The organism is Nostoc commune NIES-4072 (genome assembly GCF_003113895.1).
GTDB lineage: Bacteria > Cyanobacteriota > Cyanobacteriia > Cyanobacteriales > Nostocaceae > Nostoc > Nostoc commune.
Map to the genome: position 1 here is coordinate 879,113 of NZ_BDUD01000001.1, position 21,173 is coordinate 900,285.

Annotated in this window: 22 protein-coding genes and 1 pseudogene; 18 read left to right on the plus strand and 5 right to left on the minus strand. The window is 40.8% G+C overall.

The genetic code is table 11. The annotated features are described in order from the left end of the window. Positions 1-75: 75 nt before the first annotated feature. The 4 genes from CDC33_RS03880 to cysE all read left to right on the plus strand — a co-directional run bounded on the left by CDC33_RS03880 (position 76) and on the right by cysE (position 3,709). Positions 76-1,773, plus strand: a complete 1,698-nt coding sequence (locus CDC33_RS03880; RefSeq protein ID WP_109007372.1) for a DUF3352 domain-containing protein — start codon at positions 76-78, stop codon at positions 1,771-1,773. Positions 1,774-2,191: 418 nt separating this feature from the next. Beyond that, on the plus strand, positions 2,192-2,680 hold the full coding sequence (locus CDC33_RS03885; protein ID WP_109007373.1) for a hypothetical protein: 489 nt from the start codon (positions 2,192-2,194) through the stop codon (positions 2,678-2,680). Positions 2,681-2,761: 81 nt separating this feature from the next. Then, positions 2,762-2,887 (plus strand): hypothetical protein, encoded by a 126-nt coding sequence (locus CDC33_RS41125; RefSeq protein WP_280524392.1) that lies wholly within the window; start codon positions 2,762-2,764, stop codon positions 2,885-2,887. Positions 2,888-2,944: 57 nt separating this feature from the next. Then, positions 2,945-3,709 carry a serine O-acetyltransferase gene (cysE, locus tag CDC33_RS03890; RefSeq protein ID WP_109007374.1) on the plus strand — a complete coding sequence of 255 codons (765 nt, stop codon included), beginning with the start codon at positions 2,945-2,947 and terminating at the stop codon, positions 3,707-3,709. An 82-nt stretch (positions 3,710-3,791) separates the two neighbouring features. Here the strand turns inward: cysE and CDC33_RS03895 are convergent, their stop codons facing one another. After that, positions 3,792-4,376: an Npun_F5749 family FMN-dependent PPOX-type flavoprotein gene (locus CDC33_RS03895; RefSeq protein ID WP_109007375.1), complete on the minus strand. Its 585-nt coding sequence runs from the start codon at positions 4,374-4,376 to the stop codon at positions 3,792-3,794. A 76-nt stretch (positions 4,377-4,452) separates the two neighbouring features. Between CDC33_RS03895 and CDC33_RS03900 the strand changes: the two genes are divergently transcribed. The 10 genes from CDC33_RS03900 to CDC33_RS03945 all read left to right on the plus strand — a co-directional run bounded on the left by CDC33_RS03900 (position 4,453) and on the right by CDC33_RS03945 (position 12,931). Then, positions 4,453-5,346: an isopenicillin N synthase family dioxygenase gene (locus CDC33_RS03900; RefSeq protein ID WP_109007376.1), complete on the plus strand. Its 894-nt coding sequence runs from the start codon at positions 4,453-4,455 to the stop codon at positions 5,344-5,346. A gap of 10 nt (positions 5,347-5,356) precedes the next feature. Beyond that, a complete protein-coding gene (locus CDC33_RS03905) occupies positions 5,357-6,502 on the plus strand; it encodes an NAD(P)/FAD-dependent oxidoreductase (protein ID WP_109007377.1) in 1,146 nt (381 codons plus the stop codon). A 193-nt stretch (positions 6,503-6,695) separates the two neighbouring features. Continuing rightward, complete coding sequence (urtA, locus tag CDC33_RS03910; RefSeq protein WP_109007378.1) at positions 6,696-8,012, plus strand: urea ABC transporter substrate-binding protein; 1,317 nt, start codon at positions 6,696-6,698, stop codon at positions 8,010-8,012. An 84-nt stretch (positions 8,013-8,096) separates the two neighbouring features. Next, positions 8,097-9,257, plus strand: a complete 1,161-nt coding sequence (urtB, locus tag CDC33_RS03915; RefSeq protein WP_109007379.1) for an urea ABC transporter permease subunit UrtB — start codon at positions 8,097-8,099, stop codon at positions 9,255-9,257. 30 nt (positions 9,258-9,287) lie between these two features. After that, entirely contained in the window at positions 9,288-10,406 is a 1,119-nt protein-coding gene (urtC, locus tag CDC33_RS03920; RefSeq protein WP_109007380.1) for an urea ABC transporter permease subunit UrtC, read from the plus strand. After that, positions 10,381-11,127 (plus strand): urea ABC transporter ATP-binding protein UrtD, encoded by a 747-nt coding sequence (gene urtD, locus CDC33_RS03925; RefSeq protein WP_109007381.1) that lies wholly within the window; start codon positions 10,381-10,383, stop codon positions 11,125-11,127. The genes urtC and urtD overlap by 26 nt, the downstream gene beginning before the upstream one ends. A gap of 59 nt (positions 11,128-11,186) precedes the next feature. Beyond that, the gene (locus CDC33_RS03930) at positions 11,187-11,393 is read left to right on the plus strand and encodes a type II toxin-antitoxin system HicB family antitoxin (protein WP_109007382.1); all 207 of its coding nucleotides are present in this window, start codon (positions 11,187-11,189) and stop codon (positions 11,391-11,393) included. A 45-nt stretch (positions 11,394-11,438) separates the two neighbouring features. Then, entirely contained in the window at positions 11,439-12,110 is a 672-nt protein-coding gene (locus CDC33_RS03935; RefSeq protein ID WP_109007383.1) for a PIN domain-containing protein, read from the plus strand. 117 nt (positions 12,111-12,227) lie between these two features. Beyond that, the gene (locus CDC33_RS03940; protein ID WP_109007384.1) at positions 12,228-12,509 is read left to right on the plus strand and encodes a hypothetical protein; all 282 of its coding nucleotides are present in this window, start codon (positions 12,228-12,230) and stop codon (positions 12,507-12,509) included. A 17-nt stretch (positions 12,510-12,526) separates the two neighbouring features. Further along, the gene (locus CDC33_RS03945) at positions 12,527-12,931 is read left to right on the plus strand and encodes a type II toxin-antitoxin system VapC family toxin (RefSeq protein WP_109007385.1); all 405 of its coding nucleotides are present in this window, start codon (positions 12,527-12,529) and stop codon (positions 12,929-12,931) included. A gap of 182 nt (positions 12,932-13,113) precedes the next feature. Here CDC33_RS03945 and CDC33_RS03950 read toward each other — a convergent pair whose 3' ends face one another. Together CDC33_RS03950 and CDC33_RS37695 are read right to left on the minus strand one after the other, a co-directional pair. After that, positions 13,114-13,509, minus strand: coding sequence for a hypothetical protein (locus tag CDC33_RS03950; protein ID WP_109007386.1), 396 nt, complete (start codon positions 13,507-13,509; stop codon positions 13,114-13,116). 131 nt (positions 13,510-13,640) lie between these two features. After that, entirely contained in the window at positions 13,641-13,889 is a 249-nt protein-coding gene (locus CDC33_RS37695; protein ID WP_146195773.1) for a hypothetical protein, read from the minus strand. 56 nt (positions 13,890-13,945) lie between these two features. On the opposite strand from CDC33_RS37695, the gene CDC33_RS03960 reads away from it, so the two are divergent. The 3 genes from CDC33_RS03960 to urtE all read left to right on the plus strand — a co-directional run bounded on the left by CDC33_RS03960 (position 13,946) and on the right by urtE (position 15,399). Next, positions 13,946-14,173, plus strand: a complete 228-nt coding sequence (locus CDC33_RS03960; RefSeq protein WP_109007388.1) for a hypothetical protein — start codon at positions 13,946-13,948, stop codon at positions 14,171-14,173. Next, positions 14,173-14,580 (plus strand): PIN domain-containing protein, encoded by a 408-nt coding sequence (locus tag CDC33_RS03965; protein ID WP_109007389.1) that lies wholly within the window; start codon positions 14,173-14,175, stop codon positions 14,578-14,580. The genes CDC33_RS03960 and CDC33_RS03965 overlap by 1 nt, the downstream gene beginning before the upstream one ends. Positions 14,581-14,700: 120 nt before the next feature. After that, positions 14,701-15,399 carry an urea ABC transporter ATP-binding subunit UrtE gene (gene urtE / locus CDC33_RS03970; RefSeq protein WP_109007390.1) on the plus strand — a complete coding sequence of 233 codons (699 nt, stop codon included), beginning with the start codon at positions 14,701-14,703 and terminating at the stop codon, positions 15,397-15,399. Here the strand turns inward: urtE and CDC33_RS03975 are convergent. After that, a complete protein-coding gene (locus CDC33_RS03975) occupies positions 15,362-16,102 on the minus strand; it encodes a hypothetical protein (protein ID WP_109007391.1) in 741 nt (246 codons plus the stop codon). The genes urtE and CDC33_RS03975 overlap by 38 nt on opposite strands. 496 nt (positions 16,103-16,598) lie before the next feature. Beyond that, the gene (alaS, locus tag CDC33_RS03980) at positions 16,599-19,241 is read right to left on the minus strand and encodes an alanine--tRNA ligase (RefSeq protein ID WP_109007392.1); all 2,643 of its coding nucleotides are present in this window, start codon (positions 19,239-19,241) and stop codon (positions 16,599-16,601) included. Positions 19,242-20,145: 904 nt separating this feature from the next. On the opposite strand from alaS, the pseudogene CDC33_RS03990 reads away from it, so the two are divergent. Then, a pseudogene (locus tag CDC33_RS03990) lies at positions 20,146-21,168 on the plus strand (GGDEF domain-containing protein). The last annotated feature ends 5 nt before the right edge of the window (positions 21,169-21,173 follow it).

A 21,173-nucleotide genomic window follows, 5' to 3' on the forward strand; every position in this document is an offset into this window, starting at 1 on the left:
ATTCTCAAGAAGGCTGATAGATTCTGGTAGGCTTTCTGCTTAAATGGCTGTAAACCGTCTTTTTAAAGGTTTAATGTGAATAGGCAACGCTCATTTATTGGTTTTATCGTAGCTGGTGCGATCGCACTGCTAGTAATTGCGATCGCTAGCTTTTACTGGTTTTCCGCCAAAAATCCGGCTAACCTCACTGCTTCTACCTCTGGGCCTAATGCAGCCATCTTTGTGTCGAAACTGTCTCCTGTAATGGTTTCATTACTGGTGAACCCCGATCGGTTGCAGGCGTTGCAGGGTGAAGGAGAACTATCTAAACTCAAAACCAGTTTATTCGCCAAAAGTGGCATAGATTACAAAGAAGACGTTCAACCCTGGTTAGGGGACGAAATTACCTTAGCTATCACCACCTTAGATATTGATCGCGATCAAGAAAACGGACAGCAGCCAGGGTATTTGTTAGCACTAGCAGCCAAGCAACCACAGAAAAGCCGCGAGTTTGTCGAGTTGTTGTTTTCCAAACGGGCGTTAGCTGGAGCAAACTTAGCTGTTGAACAATACAAAGGCATAAAACTGATCTATGACAATCAAGAAGTAAGTACAGAAGAGAAAATCCAAAATCCAAAATCCAAAATCCAAAATTCTCTAGCTGGTGCTGTTGTTGGTGAAGGCTTTGTGTTGTTTGCCAACAATCCGAAGGTGTTGCGAGACGCCATCAATAATGTCCAAGCGCCCGATCTGAATTTGACTAGCTCCCCCAAATACCAAAAAGCAACAAAACAATTTCCTAAAGGGGGTTTAGCTGTAGCTTTCTTGAATCTTCCCATCGTGGCAAAATGGCAAGGTTTAGAATTGCCAGAACAAACCTACGACAGCGAAATTATTTCCCTGGCGTTGAACCCCAAAGGTTTGCTAGCAGAAACCAGTTTTCTAACTTCATCGGAAATTGTTTCCCCATCTTCACCACTATCTAAACCTGTAGGAGCATTGCAGTATGTTCCAGCGTCCGCAGGTTTGGCAATTTCTGGCTCAAATTTAAGCAATTTGGGTAACAGTGATTTAGCCAAACTCTGGAGACAAGCAACAGCAACTATATATGGTTCTGAGGAAGATGTAATTTCTCGGTTAGCAAAACCTTTGGCGGATGTTCAAAAAAGCTGGGGTATAAACTTAGCAGAGGATATTTTTAGCTGGGTACAAGGAGAATATGCCATAGCATTGTTACCTGGGAAAGAGCAAACGATCCCTCATTGGATTTTTGCGGTGGAAAAATCCGAGAGTGTGGATAAAGGTGTCGCTCGATTAGATGCGATCGCCTCATCAAATGGACTCAGCATTAATCCCCTAACTCTGTCCAAGCAAAAAATCTCTGCTTGGACAGAGTTAACTACGGCTACAAAAAAAAGTGATGTTAAAGAGGGAACATTCTTCAGTATTGAAACAAAAGTGCGAGGATTGCATACAACTTTAGGAAATTACGAAATTTTCACCTCTGACTTAGAAACGATGGATGAAATTCTTACAGCTAAGGATAATTCCTTAATTGACAATCCGAATTTCAAAGATAGTATTGCTGCGATTCACCAACCAAATCAAGGCTATATATATCTTGATTGGACAAAGAGCCAGAATTTGTTAGAGCGTCAAGTACCGATTCTTAAACTAGTGGAAGTTTTAGGGAAACCGTTTTTTGATAATCTGCGATCGCTCACAGTCAGTAGTTATGGAACTGACACAAGAGCGCTCAAAGGTGGCGTTTTCTTCAAACTCAATAATTCGTGAGATTTTCATAAAAGCTCAAGTGCAGAAGGTTAGATAATTTTTCACCTTCTGCATTTTCTTATCCCATGATCCCAACCCCAGCCCAGAATTTATCCAGCTGTTACCCAAGTCTGTAGGCGCGGTTAATCATAAGTTTCTTAGTGTACTAGGAAAGGGCCAAGTCTTATCTATAAAAATAGAACTGCAAAGTACACAGTCAGATTTTAATTTATGCTGTGTTGTTGATCGTAAAGTAAGAAATGATATGCCAAACCAAACAATTTATATGAAGAGATAACCTAGCAATTATCTGCTTGCTTGAAAAACACTCAATTGTGGCACATTTGAATGTGGCACAACCAACTGAAATTTCACTGGATTTTTTTCATTAGAATATGTATATATCATTACTAATTTAACAGCCTGTTGGAGGGCTACGATGAAATACTGTCGCCCCCGACTTAACTTTAGCGGCGGCTGGTTGTTGGCTTTAGTTGCCGCCATCACAGCTACGCCTGCAATAGCAGAGACAGCGAATTTTGGTACTTTCACCCTGTCAACAAACTCTAATCCATCACCAGGAACATTGCAGGGGTTTACAGGTGGTTCTTACTCATTGTCTGCCATAAGTAACCGCGATCGCGATCAAAAAGCCTGTATCGGTTTTGCCGATCCTAATCCAGATCATATTATGGTTTTGGAAAACGACTTTCCCCAGATGACAATACAGGTTGATAGCAACGGCAATGATACCACTTTATTGATCCAAGGGCCAGACCAAACTACAATTCGTTGCGGCGATGACACTGGTAAAAGTAAAGATGCTAGCGTTAGCGATCGCAATTGGAAAAGAGGCACGTATCGGATTTGGGTGGGTACATTTAATCCTGAGGCCAAGCAAGATTACACTTTGAAAGTGGAGCAGTAGTGAAGTGGGGAGTTAGGAGTTAGGAGTTAGGAGTTAGGAGTTAGCGATTAGGTATTGTGTATTGTGTATTGGTAAGAATTTATGCCCAATGCCCAATGCCCAATGCCCAATGCCCAATGCCCAATGCCCAATGCCCAATGCCCAATGCCCAATGCCCAATGCCCAATTCCCAATGCCCAATGCCCAATTCCCAATTTTGAGGTATAACGCCTGAGAGGATAATATGGGAGAGTAGCTTGTTGTGCTTTCCGAGGGTGCTATCTCGTGCTATCTATACTGCGTGCTGACTTTCGTATCATATTTGAACGTGACCCAGCTGCTCGTAACTGGTTGGAAGTTTTATTTTGTTACCCTGGTTTGCAAGCCCTGCTATTCCATAGGCTGGCTCACTGGTTGTACACTGTTGGTCTTCCCTTTTTTCCCCGCCTGATTTCTCACGTGGCTCGGTTTTTGACTGGAATTGAAATCCACCCAGGTGCAACAATTGGAAAAAGTGTGTTTATTGACCACGGGATGGGTGTAGTAATTGGTGAAACTGCGATCGTGGGAGACTATACCCTAATTTATCAAGGTGTCACCCTTGGGGGTACTGGTAAAGAATGTGGTAAGCGCCATCCCACTGTGGGTGAAAATGTCGTAGTTGGAGCTGGAGCTAAGGTACTGGGCAATATCCAAATTGGTAATAATGTCCGTATTGGCGCTGGGTCTGTTGTTCTAAGGGATGTCCCTTCAGACTGTACTGTGGTAGGCGTGCCTGGGCGCATTATGTATCGTTCTGGAGTTCGGGTTGCACCTCTTGAACACAATAACTTACCAGATTCAGAAGCTCAAGTAATTCGTGCTTTAGTTGACAGGATTGAGGCGTTGGAAGAACAAATACAAACTCTTCAGCGCAGCAATTCTTCAGAAAAAAGTCCTGTTTTAGTAGGTTGTTTAGCCACCAAAGAGGATGAGCTAACCCACGATACTCGCTGGTGCAACCTCAAAGATAAAACTATTCAGGAATTTCTAGATGGTGCGGGTATTTAAATCAAGTTAGGAGTTAAGAGTGAGGAGTAAGGAATAAAAATTATCCTTGCACCTTCCAATTCATGACTCCTAACTGACAAAATTAAGGATTAATTTCTTCACAAAACCATTCCTGATTTTCATCGCGGCGATAAAACTTTCTATTTTGTGGTTCGCCGCGTAATTCTAAGTGGTCTACCTGGAGTGGGTCGAGTAGCAATAAGCAAAAATTAGGCAATGGCTGCACGGGGTCGGGTGCTGGTGGTGCAAAAGCTTCTGGATTTTCAACTCTGAATTTACCAGGATGCGGCCAAGCAAACTGTAAACGTGCAGCATCACTCAATTCTTGCCAAATGGAAATGCGGGCTAGCTTTAAATCCTGGTGTGAATCATCACTGCTGACCAGAGTCAAACAGCCAGTGATTCGGAATTGTTCGCGTGTATTGGGAAAGTACCAGCAAACTTCTGCCCAAGGTTGTTGCTGTATCTGGTCAGCTTTAGCGCTACGAGTATCGGTGATAAATTTTAGCTGGTTTGTATCTTCTAGAAAACCGCGAAAGACTAGGGTACGATTAGCGGGACGACCATTCGGCTGCACGGTTGCTAGTTGGAGGTAACGGGCATAAACAAGGCTGCGGTTGCGATGGAGTGCATGAGCGATCGCGCTTCGCCAAGGAGCAAGAGTCATTATAAAGTTTCGTACCTAAGTATTGAGTATACTACTGTTAACAAAACAAAAACACAAACTTTCTAATTATATATAAATGGTTACAATTCCCATAATAGATTTAACTGCGTTTAGCAATGGCGACACAATAACTCGACAAAATATTATCAAACAAATCTATCAAGCTTGCCATGAAATTGGCTTCATGTACTTGCAGAATTCAGGAATATCAAAAGACTTAATAAAACAAGTATTCAGTTACAGTAAATCTTTCTTTAATTTACCCTTAAAAGTTAAGCAAAAGCAAGCTTGGAGTGATGAGTTTAATAATACAGGATACGTCGGTCTTGAGAGAGAACGTCTTGACCCCAACAAACCAGGTGACTTGAAAGAGGCGTTTAATGTAAACAAACAAGCGGCTATAGGAATAGATGCTTCTATTCTTGCCTTTTATGATAGTTGCACAGAACTTGCTAACACAGTGTTACAAGCTTATGCTTTAGCATTGGAATTGCCAGAAGATTTTTTTATTACAAGACACAATCAACAAAATCATACCTTGCGATCGCTCCACTATCCCCCATTGCAGATACCACCCAAATCTGGACAGGTACGTGCTGGTGAGCATTCCGATTATGGCAGTATTACCTTACTTTTCCAAGATGACGTTGGCGGGTTGGAAGTACAGACAGCATCTGGAAATTGGATTGCTGCACCTGCGATTCCTGATACTGTGGTGGTTAATACTGGCGATTTAATGCAACGGTGGACAAATGATATATTTTGCTCAACCAAGCATCGAGTCATGATTCCCAGCGATAACAAGGTGAAGCAGTCTCGTTATTCTATCGCTTTTTTCTGTCATCCTAATGATGATACAGAAATAGCTTGTCTAGAAAGTTGCCAGAAAGAACAATCGCCTATCTATCCGCCTATCCTGGCGGGAGAATATCTTTTAAGTCGTTTACAAGCAACTTATGGTAATTCATAATTCATAAAATATGAAAACCTACGACTGGATTGTGGTTGGTGGTGGAATTGCGGGTGCTGCATTGGCATACGAATTAGTAAAAACAGGTTTTGCTGTTCTTTTGTTGGAGCAATATGAAACACCACAAAATGCAACTCGCTATAGTTATGGTGGACTTGCTTATTGGTCGGGTACTACACCAATAACTCGTCAATTGTGCGAAGAAGCGATCATACGTTACTATATCCTATCTCAAGAGTTAGACGCTGATATCGAATTTCGGGAATTAGATTTATTACTTACTATTTCAGCCGTTAATGACCCAGAAGCAACGGCTGCATCATATAATCATTTTGCCATTCCACCCCGTTTATTGAGTGTCCAAGAAGCTTGTGAGTTGGAACCACTGCTAAATCGAGAGGCGATATCTGGTGCTTTAACTGTCAAGCACGGTCATATCCACCCAGAAAAAACATCACTTGCCTACATCCAAGCCTTTCTGCGTGCTGGGGGTGAAATGCAGATTACTCAAGTATTGCAAGTATTGCAAGATGGTGTAAAAACAACCACTGCAACTTACCACAGTGCGAACGTTGCCATTTGTGCGGGTGGACTTAGCCGCCAACTGCTTAAATCTGTCGGTATTTCCGTCAAGCTGTATTTTACCCACGCAGAAATTATTGAAACCCCACCTGTTGATGTGCAGTTACGCACCTTAGTTATGCCAGCTAATCTGCAACGATTTCAACTAGAAGCTGAATCTACTCAAGTTGATGAATTGTGGAATCAACCAGGTAATGAGCCAGTACCGCCAATTTTAGATGCGGGTGCGATTCAGTTTCAAGATGGTAGCCTTCGCATCGGTCAAATTAGCCGCGTTCTCACAGATCCTTATGCCAAGGTAAACTCAGAGGCGAGTGAAAAATGGTTGCGAAAAAGTGTCGGTGAGGTTTTACCAGCTTTGGAGAATTTACCAGGAACTTGGCATGATTGCTTGGTGGGATTTAGTAGCGATCGCCTACCCTTGATTGGTGCTATTCCAGAATTTGATAGCGTTCATTTATTCTCTGGCTTTAGCAATCCTTTGGTGATTATACCACCTTTGGCAAAGCACTTTGCTAATTTTGCATCTGGCAATAAAGATGAGATTATTACCCAGCTATCTCTTCATCGCTGACAATAATTTCACAATACTAGCCTTAACAAAGATTAATATTATAAAGTTATTTTTTTATTACAAAGTTCAGACATTTTGTATAACAAGTAACTTTTTCATAGTAAACTATCGCACTATCATCACACTTTAAAGTTTAATATTGTCAGCTTTCTATTAAGTTGGCTGATTGATCAAGAGGAAAATTCATAAACAGATGAGAAGACAATTTAACAGACGCAAGTTTTTAATCTACGGTTCTTTAACTTTTGGAAGCAGCTTTTTTCTGAAGGCTTGCGCGAATAATTCCCCAACTGCTACAGAGAGTCCAGCCGCACCTCCAACTGCATCTCCAGCTGCTGCTACTGCTGGTGGCACAATCAAAGTAGGTATTTTGCACTCCCTTAGTGGCACAATGGCTATTAGTGAGAAAAGCGTTGTTGATGCTGAAAAATTAGCAATCAAAGAAATTAACGCGAATGGTGGTGTCTTAGGTAAACAAATTGAGGCAGTTACCGAAGATGGTGCTTCTAACTGGGATACTTTTAGAGAAAAGGCAACTAAGCTAATTGATCAAGATAAAGTAGCTGTAGTTTTTGGCTGTTGGACATCTGCTAGCCGCAAGAATGTGAAGCCAGTATTCGAGAGCAAAAATCACATGCTCTGGTATCCTGTGCAGTATGAAGGTCAAGAGTGTTCTAAAAATATTTTTTACACTGGTGCTGCTCCAAATCAACAAATTGAACCATCTGTTGATTGGCTGTTAAAAAATAAAGGAAAAGAATTCTTTTTAGTTGGCTCTGACTACGTTTTTCCCCGCACTGCTAACACAATTATTAAAGCTCAATTAGAAGCTTTGGGCGGAAAAACAGTTGGTGAAGATTATTTACCTCTTGGCAATACAGAAGTTACACCAATTATCACTAAAATTAAGCAAGCTTTGCCTAATGGAGGTGTAATTTACAATACTCTAAATGGTGATAGCAACGTTGCTTTCTTCAAACAATTGAAAGGTGCTGGATTGACACCAGAAAGATATCCTTCCATGTCTGTCAGTATTGCCGAAGAAGAAGTTAAAGCAATTGGTGTAGAGTATCTCAAAGGTCACTACGCAGCTTGGAATTATTTTCAAACAGTAGACACACCCGCTAACAAAAAATTTGTTGCAGCTTTCAAGAAAGAGTACGGTGAAAATCGGGTAACAAATGACCCAATGGAAGCAGCATACATCGCCGTTTATTTGTGGAAGCAAGCAGTAGAAAAAGCTGGTACTACAGACATAGCGAAAGTGAGTGCTGCGGCCTATGGTCAAACTATAGATGCACCTGAAGGTAAAGTGACAATGGATACCAATCATCACATATCCAAAGTTGTGCGGATTGGTCAAGTTAGACAAGATGGTTTGTTTGATATTGTTTATGCTACTCCAACAGCCGTTGAGCCAGTTCCTTGGAATCAATTTGTAAAAGAGACTAAGGGATTTGCTTGTGATTGGAGTGACCCAGCTAAGGGTGGTAAGTACAAGAAAGTTTAATTTCTTAGTCATTAGTCATTAGTCATTGGTGAATAACAGATGATACATGACTAATGAAAAATAAATGCTATGTAGGAAAAATAAGTGTTAGCAGGATTTTTAGAAGCTGTATTTAATGGCATTAGTATTGGCGCTGTATTATTAATTGCTGCCCTGGGATTAGCGATTATATTTGGATTGATGGGCGTTATCAATATGGCGCATGGTGAATTGATGATGTTCGGCGCTTATACAACATTTGTTGTGCAAAATGTATGTAAGCAATTGGACGGAGTATGGTTTGAAGTCTATATATTTTTGGCTTTGATTATCGCTTTTATTTTCACGGGTGCTGTGGGATTAATTTTAGAGAAAGGTGTGATTCGTTATCTCTATGGAAGACCATTAGAAACTCTATTGGCAACTTGGGGAGTAAGTTTAATTTTTCAACAGTTTGTCCGTAGTGTAAATTGGGTATTGATAATTGGTATAGGCTTATTTTCTTTGTTGTTTTTTGGAGGTTTATGGATTTTAAATTCTCGCACTGATTTGGGAAGAGTTCGTAACTGGATTGTGACGGTAATATTTTTATTATCGCTGGGGGTGACAATCACAACGGGCAATTTATTGAGTCAAACTTATCAGTTAGCAGTGACTCAACCTTGGTTTGGCGCTCAAAATGTGGATGTAACTGCGCCTACTTGGTTGCAGGGAGGAATGTCTTTAGGTGGTGTGCAATTACCCTTTGCTAGGTTATTTATTATTGGTTTAACAATAATCTGTGTGGCGGGAATTTATTTATTTTTACAACGTTCTAGCTGGGGTTTAAGAATTCGGGCTGTGACGCAAAACCGCAGTATGAGTGCTTGTTTGGGTATACCAACTCAAAAGGTTGATGCAATTACTTTTGCACTGGGTTCTGGTTTAGCTGGTGTGGCTGGATGTGCGATTAGTTTGCTCGGTTCTGTGGGGCCAAATACGGGACAAAACTATATTATTGATACTTTTATGGTGGTTGTGGTTGGGGGTGTGGGGAATTTAGCCGGGACGATTGTGGCGGCGTTGGGTATTGGTACGGCTAATTTTTTAATTGGTTCTGGGACTTTGGCTTTGCTGTTGAGTCCTGTTAAACCTTTGGCTGATTTGTTTAGTTTTTTTGCAACGACGAGTATGGCTAAGGTGTTGGTATTTGCGTTGATTATTGTGTTTTTACAGTGGAAGCCTGGGGGGATTTTTCCACAGAAGGGACGTACTGTTGATGTTTAAACGAACCGCCAAGACGCCAAGGACGCCAAGATGAAAAAGAAGGGAGGAAGGTTATTAATTGAGGTGGGGGTGGTGGTTACGATCGCACTTTTCCTCATTATTATTATGCCACTGTTGTTGACGGAGTTTCGTCTAAATTTGTTGGGACGATTTTTGTCGCTGGCAATTGTGGCTTTGGGTATCGATTTGATTTGGGGGTATACTGGTTTACTAAGTTTGGGACATGGTATTTTCTTTGGTTTGGGTGGATATGCGATCGCAATGTACCTAAAACTGCAAGTCCCTACTGGTGAGTTACCTGATTTCATGGGACTTTATGGGGTTACAGAACTTCCCGCCTTTTGGAAACCTTTTTATTCTTTTCCTTTGACAATAGCTAGTGTGGTATTAATTCCAGGGTTATTGGCGGGATTATTGGGATATTTGGTTTTCCGAAATCGCCTCAAGGGAGTTTATTTTTCTATCTTGACTCAAGCTGGAACTATTGTATTTTTCAATTTCTTTAATGGTCAACAACAGCTTTTCAACGGTACAAATGGACTGATAGATTTTACAACTTTATTTGGGGCAACGGTCAGTGATGCCAAAACGCAATTTGTTTTCTACACACTGACGGTAGTGTTTCTCGCAGTAACTTATGGGATTTGTCGCTGGTTGACAACTGGACGCTTTGGGAGGTTGTTGATAGCTATTCGTGATGATGAAAGTCGGGTAAGATTTTCTGGCTACGACCCTACAGATTTTAAGGTATTGGTGTTTGCAGTTTCAGGTGCGATCGCAGGCATTGCAGGAGCATTTTACACCATTCAAAGTGGTTCTGTATCACCCAGATCAATGGATATTGCCTTTTCAATTGAGATGGTGATTTGGGTAGCTGTAGGCGGACGCGCTACTTTAATTGGCGCAATTGTGGGAACTTTGTTAGTAAATTATGCCCGCACTTTTTTAAGCGAACAATTTGCAGAAATCTGGCTATTTTTTCAAGGCGCACTATTTTTGATAGTCGTTACAGTGCTTCCTGACGGCATAGTGGGATGGTTGCGTAGTCAGAATATTTCTCTTTTCCACCGCCGTCAACAAATTGCTACATATCCCACCTTGGAAGAAGACCCCGAAGTGCAACATGAACGCGAAAATATTGGAAACTGAAAACGTAACTGTTAGTTTTGACGGTTTTAAGGCGCTAAATCAGCTAAATTTTAGCATGGATGTGGGCGAATTACGAGTAGTAATTGGCCCCAACGGCGCTGGAAAGACAACGTTTCTGGATGTGATTACGGGGAAGGTGCAACCAACCGTTGGGCAAGTTTTATTCAAAGGAAGAAACCTGCGTTCTTTACCTGAATATAAAATTGCGCGGTTAGGAATTGGGCGCAAGTTTCAAACACCTCGAATTTACTTAAATTTAACGCCCCGTGAAAATCTAGAAATTACTAGCAACCGCAATAAAAACGTCTTTTCTACTTTGTTTAGCCGTTCTCATCCTGCTGAAAAGAATAATATTAAAGGATTATTAGAAACTATTGGTTTAACTGCTAAAGCTGACATCAGAGCAGGTTTACTTTCCCACGGTGAAAAGCAGCGTTTAGAAATTGGCATGTTAGTAGCGCAGTCACCTGATTTATTACTTGTTGATGAACCCGTTGCTGGCTTAACAGATGAAGAAACCTACAATATTGGTGAATTACTTTTAGCACTAGCACAAAGTCATTCCATTTTAGTAATTGAACATGATATGGAATTTGTGCGTCAAATTGCCAAGAAAGTAACAGTATTACATGAAGGTTCGGTGCTGTGCGAAGGAAATTTTGAGGAAGTTCAAAATGACTCTCGTGTAATTGAAGTATATTTGGGAAAACAGGAAGACTAAATTTTTAGCTCTACAAGGCTTAGATATACTATAGTCACAACCTTAGTGTATGAGGAAATATGAGGTTTAATGTAACGGTTGATCGTGATGAAGATGGTGCATGGATAGTAGAATGCCCCAGTATTCCGGGTTGTGTCAGTCAAGGTCAGACTAAAGAAGAAGCACTAGAGAATATCAAAGATGCGATAGCTGCCTGCCTACAAGTTCGTGCCGAGCGCGGTTTGCCACTTACCATAGAAACTCACCAAGTAGAGGTTGTGGCTTAGTTATGGCGTCTACTCTTCCTATTCTTAGTGGACGTGAAGTTGTTCGTGTATTTGAGTCATTTGTTGAAGAGTATTCTATCTGGTCTTAACCAAAATAAATTAAAAATACTGCTTTCTAATGTAACTGTTGAAGAGTACAGTCGTCACAAAGATACTATTGTTAGCAAATACACAAGCTCGTTAAAAAGTCACCTAAATAATGCTAAAAAGATTCAAGATTATCTTGATGGTTCGGAACGTTCAACTTTTCTGCTTCTTCTAGATAAAGCTAATGAGAATATAAAATCGGATGGCAAAGAAGGTGTAAATGCGTTAAGCATAATCGAAAGTACTTTTGACCACAAAAACACTATAAAATTGTCTAGTTCTACTGAAATATTAGCAAATGCTGCTCAAATTGCTCTTGAAAAAAAAGCTCCTTGCCATAAAGGCAAAAACTCAGTTGCAGATACTGTAATCTATCTTCAATTCGAGAATTGGGTTAAAGAAACTGAATCAATTGAGAATAAAGATTATTTCCATTTTGTAACAGACAACCACACAGATTTTTCAAGTAAGGACAATCGCGATCCTCATGAAAATCTCATCATTTTTGCCAAAAATAATGTCTATTACCACATAGATCCTTATAAAGCATTAGAGAAAATAGAACTTGAAGATATTCCTCCAGATGAATTTGATCTTTTTGAAAGCCGTTTCTGCAAGAGGTCTAATTAAAATGCTTTTAACATTGCCTTCCAGCAGCATAACAACGCGCATACACCTGCACTCGGCCAATATTTGTGAAGAAAAAAGCTATAATTGCTCTAGCTTTAGTTGAAATCGTTTATTCCTATGAGCCAACTGCTAACACTGGAATTAAGTGATGATGTTTATGCAGCTTTGCAGCAGCAAGCTGATGCCGTCGGGCTTTCGGTAGCAGAATTGATTGTGACATCTCTTGATGGGCAGCATCGTCTTCTGACTGTGCTTAAGCTGCAACCAGAAACTCAGCCAGAAGAAGCACGTCAACGTTTACTTAGTTATGCAGGTGCAATTAGCTTGGGTTATGCCACAGGTATAGATAACGAAAGCATTGATGCTGACTTGGCAAAAGCTTACGCCAATGACTTTTAAGCATTGGAATGTAGATTATGCTGCTTGATACGTCAGGATTGCTCTGCTTTCTCCATAAAGATGAGCCACAACATGAAAGAGCAGTTGAACTGATTGCTACTACAAGCAGAACTCGGCTTACGCACAACTATGTTCTAGCAGAATTAGTGGCTCTAGCATTAGTTAGAGGTTTTTCCCGTTCAATTGTACTGTCATACAGCCTTGAACTAATCAACAATTCAAACGTTCAAATTGTATGGGTTGATGAGCCGCTACATCAAGAAGCAATAGATTTATTGTTAGCAAGACAGGATAAAACCTATTCATTATGTGATGCTGTAAGCTTTGTGTTGATGCGTAGGCAAGGAATTATGGAGGCATTAACAACTGATAAACACTTTGAGCAAGAAGGTTTTACTCGTTTGTTGCGGTCAGCAGGCTAACACTGCGCTGCACCTCTGTATGAAATTTTCATCTCTATATCTTCCATAGCAATTTCTAATGTCTGGCGATCAAATGGAAAATTTTGGACATCTCAATTGTGATAAAAAGCTTGCTTCAGCCAGAGGTAAAAACACCTTTGAGATTTTAGATTGTTCAATCCAAAATTGTATTATCTCATTTTCTATGCAGGTTTCCCATTCTTATCTGATGCTTGGTCTGCAACATTTTTTAAGCGGCTCGCTCTCATTTTGCGGATGCGATCGCTATTGCGAACACCACCTGCCATTTCATATTCAGCGCTGTCTTTGCCGAACTTGATAGCAACCACCATTAACATTTTCTCAGAAAGCTGCTTCAATTTTTTTTCCATCTCTTCAACTTCTGTTAAAGTAGAGTCAACTATAGCCAGAGCGCTATTATGAACATCAAGTTTGTTACGTAACTGTTCGATTGACTCAATCAGTTTTTCTAAAGTATAATCTTGTTCAAATTTAATGCTTGGAACAATCGATTTCATCCCAGATGCTCTTAACTCAACTTTTTCTAAAATGCGGGATGTACGTTTTTGACGAGACATAAACTTGCTCTTTTAAGATATTTCTAGAGCTAGCTTGCCTCAATTAAGCCCGATTCCGCTTCAGCATAAATCGCAATTTCTGATAATAAAATTTTTGAGCTTATCTCAGTAATAATTCGGTATATAATTACTCATATAATAAGGCAAGAGGTAGCAAACACGAGAGAAGCCGCTACAGACTTGAGAGTAGTCGCTACAGACTTGAGAGTAGTCGCTACAGACTTGAGAGTAGTCGCTACAGACTTGAGAGTAGTCGCTACAGACTTGAGAGTAGTCGCTACAGACTTGAGAGTAGTCGCTACAGACTTGGGAGTAGTCGCTACAGACTTGGGAGTAGTCGCTACAGACTTGGGAGTAGCAGGGTTAATAAATCTGGTCATAGAGGGCCTGATCGTCCATACTAGATGGTAGACACCTTCGACTATAGGAGCCGTCTATGTTGCTACAAGAATTGAAGGAGCAGGTCTTCAAGCTATCACCAAGCGATCGCCTTGCACTAGTGAGCGCCATCATTGAGTCTTTGCAAGACATGCCAATTTCTCAGCCTGAGCGCTCTGGCGCGATTAGACGGATGCGAGGCTTGTTAAAAACAGATCGGCCAGCACCAACTGATGAAGAAGTGGCTACAATGTTAGAAGAGCGGCGGGTAGACAAGTATCTTTAGTGAAAGTTTTACTTGATACTAATATTGTTCTAGATTTTCTGTTGCACGCAGAACTTTTGTTTCAGAAGATTGATTCTGGTCGTGTCGTTGAATATGTTACAGCGACAACACTTACAGATATTTTTTATATTTCCCGAAGACATACCCGTAGCATTGAGCAAGCACGACAAGCAGTTTCAGAAATGCTGACTGCTATGGTAATTTGTCCTGTTAATCGAGCCGTCTTGGAATCAGCTTTTGGATCTGGTTTAGCTGATTTTGAAGATGCTATTCAAATCGCTTGTGCTATTGCTCAAAGGTTAGACGCTATTTTGACACGCGATACGCAAGGTTTTTTGAGTTCATCTTTACCCATTTTATCAATTCATAAGTTGTTACAGCAGTTGGGGGTGCAAGATAGCGATTAGTTGGTTGTCAGGCAAAGATGGCGTGATCGTATTGTCAGATTATCGCTCAAGGTCGGGAACCTCCGCACGGAAGTGTTCTCCTCTGCATAAGATTTTTTTAATACAAGACTGAATTTTATTATGCTAAAAATTTCTAACCTTAACGTTTACTACGGTGAAAGCCATATTCTCCGCAATGTGGATTTAAGCGTACCATCGGGGCAAATGGTATGCCTGATTGGTCGTAATGGCGTAGGGAAATCTACTTTACTCAAAACAATTATGGGTTTACTCAAACCCCGCAGTGGTACTATTAACTTAGCTGAAGAATTAATTAACTCGAAATCTCCTGACCAAAGGGCAAAGTTAGGAATTGGTTATGTCCCCCAAGGACGAGAAATTATCCCCCGGTTGACAGTTAAAGAAAATCTACTGCTGGGGTTGGAAGCTAGACGCAAACCAGTAAAAAAAGCAGAAATTCCAGAGGAAGTTTTTAGCTTATTCCCGGTGTTAAAAACCATGCTTTCGCGGATGGGTGGTGATTTAAGTGGTGGACAGCAGCAACAATTAGCGATCGCTCGTGCTTTAATGGGAGAACCTCAATTACTCGTCTTAGATGAACCCACCGAAGGTATTCAACCCTCCATCATCCTAGAAATTGAAGCCGCAGTCCGTCGCATTGTCGAAACTACAGGTATTTCTGTTCTATTAGTAGAGCAACATTTGCACTTTGTCCGTCAGGCTGATTACTATTACGCTATGCAAAAAGGTGGTATTGTCGCCTCCGGTTCCACAGCCGAACTCAGCCAAGATGTGATTCAACGCTTTTTAGCTGTTTAATTTTTGATATTTCTATATCAATTGTATCGGAAGCAATCAAGTCTGCGGCTTCTTGTAAAAGCTCATGTTGTTCCTTTTGAATTGCTTCTAAGCGACTAGATATTTCTGCTAATCGTTGTTGTTTACTTGGTTGAAAATTCTCAGGTAGCAAAGCTGGCAGGTTATCAATTGTTTCTGTAGCTGTGATTCGTTGAACAGCAAAAGTGCCAACTTTAGTTAAGGATAAAAAGCTAACTTTAATCAAAGCCTGAAGCAATTTTATCGGAACTTGGAGTATTGACCAACTAGCAGTTTCAATCAAGCGGACGATTGCTTTGATGACGCTCCAAATTAAAGCAAGTGCAAACAGCAAAATCACTATACTAATAATTGGGTGATTAGTCGCCCAACCTAGTATTTGAACTAACCGAAAAAATATCGGGTGTTGTGTCAGCCAATCACTTGCAGAAGATACCATCACATCTTTAACTGCGCCTGATGTTGTACTCTTAAATTTATCAGCAGTTTGCCAAGTTTGTTCTAAGCTTGTCGTAACTGTATCAATTGCTTTATCAGTTGTTGTAGTTGCTGTTGCTTTCAAAGACTCCCCAACTTGTTGTGCTGAGTTACTTAGAGAGTTAACATTTTCACCGACAAAATTTTTTACATTTTGCAAGCGTTGCAAAACTCCGTTAGATAAATGTATGTCTATTTGGGAAACCATAAAACGTTTCACTGAGGTTGAAATCTAACCCGGAACCCATCTTTAGGGCGATTGGTGGGAATCACAATTACCTATAAACGTTGGTTGGGTAATATAGGAATCATATTTGATTTTTGAACAAAATTAGGTATTGTAGGGTGTGTTAGAACGCAGTTCGTAACGCACCAAACCCTTGATGATGGTGCGTTACGCTGTCGCTAACACACCCTACGTATCTTTTCATAAATCAAATACTAGTCCTATATCTCCCAATGATAACTACGTAGAAGATGAGCAGCAACAATCTTTATAAGCTAACCTAAAATGTAGAGTGTGTTAAGCGAAGCCGTAACGCACCCAATACTTGTCGGGTTTTGGGTAAAAGGGGAAAGAAAAAACCTTTAACCTTTTCCCAAAACCCAATTCCGAGTTTAAAATGCACAAAGCGTGCAGTATTGGTAACGCACCAATTTGCTTGGTGCGCTACACAAGTCTCTCTCGTTGAATCAGAAGATGGTTAACCCAAGGCGGACTTTAACTCACTTTCGGCTTGTTGCAACGCTTCTGGTAATTTACTCGCATCCCGTCCGCCTGCTTGGGCTAAGTTCGGTCTTCCACCGCCGCCACCACCGCAGATTTTAGCGATCGCACCTACAAATTTACCAGCTTGCAAACCTTTTTTGTTGACTTCAGAACTAAAAGCCGCAACTATACTAACTTTCCCTTCTTCAGGAACAGAACCCAGCACCACTGCACCGTTACCGATTTTTTGCAACAAGCGTTCGGCTGCGGTTTTCAATGATTCTGGATCAACGTCTTCTAATTGGGCGACAATGATTTTAGAATCGCCTACAGTTTCGGCTGTTTGCAGCAAGCTGTCAGATTTTGCGATCGCTAACTGTACTTTCAAGGTTTCCAATTCCTTTTGGGTATTTCTCAGTTCGCTTTGTAGACTTGTGATTCTGTCTGGTACTTCTTCGGGTTTAACTTTAAAGCGATCGCTCAAATCTTTAACTACTTTATCCCGCAGGTTGAGATAATCTAGTATTGCTGGCCCCGAAACAGCTTCAATACGCCGCACTCCAGAAGCCACACCAGCTTCGGAAATAATTTTAAATACGCCAATTTCAGCCGTGTTACTCACATGAGTCCCACCGCATAGTTCCATTGATACGTTGGGGAAGTCAATCACGCGCACTTCCTCGCCGTATTTTTCGCCGAACATCGCAACAGCACCCCTAGCTTTCGCCTCTGCTAAAGGTAATACTTCCACTTTTGCAGCATGTGCTTCAGCAATCCAAGTGTTTACCTGTTCCTCAATTTGTTGCACTTCCTCTGCTGTCAACGCACGGGGACAGTTGAAGTCAAAGCGCAATCTGTCAAAGGATACTAGGGAACCAGCTTGAGATATGCTATCATCAACAATTTTTTTCAAAGCTGCTTGCAACAGGTGGGTTGCGGTATGGTTAGCTTGGGCGCGACGGCGACAAGCCGGATCAATTTGGGCTGTAACATTATCGCCTACGCGCAGTGTACCGCGTTCGATGCGTCCGAAGTGAACAAAGAAATCAGATTCTTTCTTCACATCTTCTACCCGAACTACAATACCATCACCAGAGATATAACCGCGATCGCCAATTTGTCCGCCAGATTCACCATAAAATGGCGTTTTGTCAAGGACAATTTGTACCTGTGTCCCCGCTTCTGCTTCCTCTTGAGAAACACCTTCTACCAAAATCGCTTCGACTTTTGCCGTCGCCGCCGATTGGGTATAGCCTAAAAACTCGGTGACTTGAATGTGTTCTGCCAATTTGTCGAGGGAACCTTGCACAGTTAAATCAATGGTTTCGTGTGCGCCTCTACCTCCTTGTTGTTGGATTTCCATAGCTTTCTGGAATCCATCAACATCAACTGTCAAGTTATTTTCCTCAGCAACTTCTTGAGTAAGTTCAAATGGGAAACCGTGGGTATCGTATAGAGTAAAGGCACTTTCACCGCTAATTTGAGTTTCCCCTCGCTGTTTCACCTCTTGGATAATTTCTTCTAGCAGTTTTTCGCCTCTATCCAAAGTTCTGAGGAAATTCGATTCTTCCCGTTGCAACTCAGCTTTAATTGCAGCTTCCCGTTGGCGCACATTGGGGTAAGCTGATTCAGAAAGAGCGATCGCAGTTTCGGCAACTTGAGTAGTAAATTCGCCAGAAATCCCAATTAATCGCCCATGACGTACCACCCGCCGAATTAACCGCCGCAGCACATAACCCCGTCCCACATTGGAAGCGCGAATTTCATCAGCGATCATGTGGACAACAGAACGAATGTGATCGCCAATAACTTTTAGAGATACTTTGGTTTTTTCATCACTTTTGTGGTAATCAATGCCAGCAATTTCGGCTGCTGTTTGGATAATTGGGAAAATCAGGTCAGTTTCGTAGTTATTGGGTACTTTTTGGAGGATTTGCGCTATTCTCTCCAAACCCATGCCGGTGTCGATGTTCTTGTTTTGCAGTGGCGTTAAATTACCGGACGCATCCCGGTTATATTGCATGAAGACCAGGTTGTAAAACTCAATGAACCGGGAATCGTCTTCTAAATCTATATTTTCGTCACCGCGTTCTGGGTGGAAGTCGTAATAAATTTCTGAACAAGGGCCACAAGGGCCAGTCGGCCCAGATACCCAAAAGTTATCATCTTCACCCAAGCGTTTAATTCTCGCTATCGGCACACCGATTTGATCGCGCCAAATTTCAAAGGCTTCATCATCATCTTTAAAAACGCTGACGACGAGATTTTGCGGGGAAATGCCAAAGATTTGTGTGGAGATTTCCCAACCCCAAGCGATCGCTTGTTCTTTAAAATAATCACCAAAGCTGAAATTGCCCAGCATCTCAAAAAACGTCTGATGCCGTTTGGTGCGTCCGACATTTTCGATGTCGTTGGTGCGGATACACTTTTGCGAAGTCGTAGCTCGCTTAAATTCTGGTGTGCGCTGCCCCAAGAATATCGGCTTAAATGGTAGCATCCCCGCGATCGTCAGCAGCACGGTTGGATCTTCTGGCACGAGGGAGGCACTTGGGAGAATTTGGTGATTCCGTTGGGCAAAGAAGTCGAGAAATATATTGCGAATTTCGTTACCGCTTAAGTACTGAGGATTTGAAGACATAGGTATTTTTAACTTTAGACTTGGGCGTAGCGGCAGTAGATAGGTGTATTTTCATAAATAGCTTTATATATTCTTGCATTTTGTTTCATATTACTGCCAGCGAATTGTGCCAGTCGATGACATACATTCAGTTACTGTGATGTTGTTAAACCACTACTGTACTTTACTTTGGTAGGATGTGCTTAGGCGTAGCCCATCGTAGACATTGCATTTTGATCTTTAAGATTAATCCTTAAGAAATACTTTAAAAAACCCATACTAGGGTAGCAAATGGCACTAAAACTGAAAGTATCAAATATTGCTTGTGAGAGATGTGCAAAAATAATTACTGAATACATCCATGTTATAGAACCTGAAGCCAAGGTGGATATCGAGGAAATTAAATCCCAACCTTGATACTTCATAAAAGCCTCTCTTTTAAAGAAAAACGCTTAACTTATATTTGGTTAATAACATCTCTCATTCAATGAAGTAGGTTTAATCTTTATAAATTAATAAAAAAGGTTTATGATTTCTTTGTTTTTCTTTTTGGAAATAAATTTTGTTACCTAACATGATAGTTTTACAAATTATTTATTTTGCTAATTATTTGAGAAAAAGAACACTTAAGAAACCATAAAATTAGTTTTTATAAATTCCAATAATATTCAGTATTTTTACGGTTTTAAAAATATTCTGTAAAGAAGACATTAGTTGTCAGAAGAGGGCGTGTGAAAAATGAGAGTAGCGAGAATAAAGCCTAAAAAGGAGATTAAAATTGAAAAAGTATTATAAATTCGGCAACAAAATAATATCTCAGCTAATATAACTCCACCTAGAAAATTATATTTGGTATTAGCCAACAAAAGCAGCAAGTCTTAGAAAGTTAATCTCTTGAAAAGTTAAATGGGGTAAAAATAAAGCAATGGATATTTCTATTCTGGTCTTTGGAAAAAACAACTTTATCGCCACACTTCCAGATCAGATCCGTTATACGACTGCTTTTAGTGTAGAAGTTCTAGACAATCTTAATCAGGCAGTGTCGCGGATTGAAATGATGCCCCCCGATATAATACTTGTGCAGGCTAGCCTGGATGGCAGTATGGAACTTTGCAATTGGTTGAAAGACCAGACAAAACTATCCTGGATCTACTGTATTCTGTTCGAGGATCGTCCCCAGCAGCTTACTGATAGAAATAAGGGTTGGCACAGGGAATTAGAGATGACTGCTACGGCATTAAAGCAAGGAGCCGATGCTTATATTTGGCATCTTATTGATGGAAAAATAGATCATAGCTTGGCAGAATTGACGGCCAATCATGGACTAATACTTGCTCAATTGACTGTTGGCTTGCGAAAAGCACAAAAATACCGAGATTTGATTCGCACAAATGATATGTTATCAGCGATCGCCTTAGCCGATTCTTTGACAGAATTAAATAATCGTCGTGCTTTAGAATGGGACTTACCCAGGTAAATAAAAAAAGCTAGAAGTCAAAAGACTTCCATGAGTTTGATTATTCTGGATGTAGATCACTTCAAAAAAGTTAACGATACTCACGGGCATTTAGTTGGCGATCGCATTTTGCAGTTACTATCTAAGCGTCTCCGACACAATCTGCGCTGTCAAGACACAGCATTTCGCTATGGTGGTGAAGAATTTGTGATTCTTTTGGCTAACACCAACGATGAAGAAGCACTAGTTGTCGCCCGTCGTCTTAATCGGGTAGTTTGCGAGGAACCATTTTCAATCAGTAATAAACTGACAATTAATATCACCATTAGTCTAGGTACAGCCTGTCTGCAAGCTGAGGATGACGAGCAAGGAGTAAGTTTGTTGCATCGTGCCGATCAATGCTTGCTACAAGCTAAAACTACTGGGCGTAATCGGGTGATTGCCTGGAACTATTTATCTCATGTCCCACATCTAAAAGTTGTTTCCTCTTAAAAGTT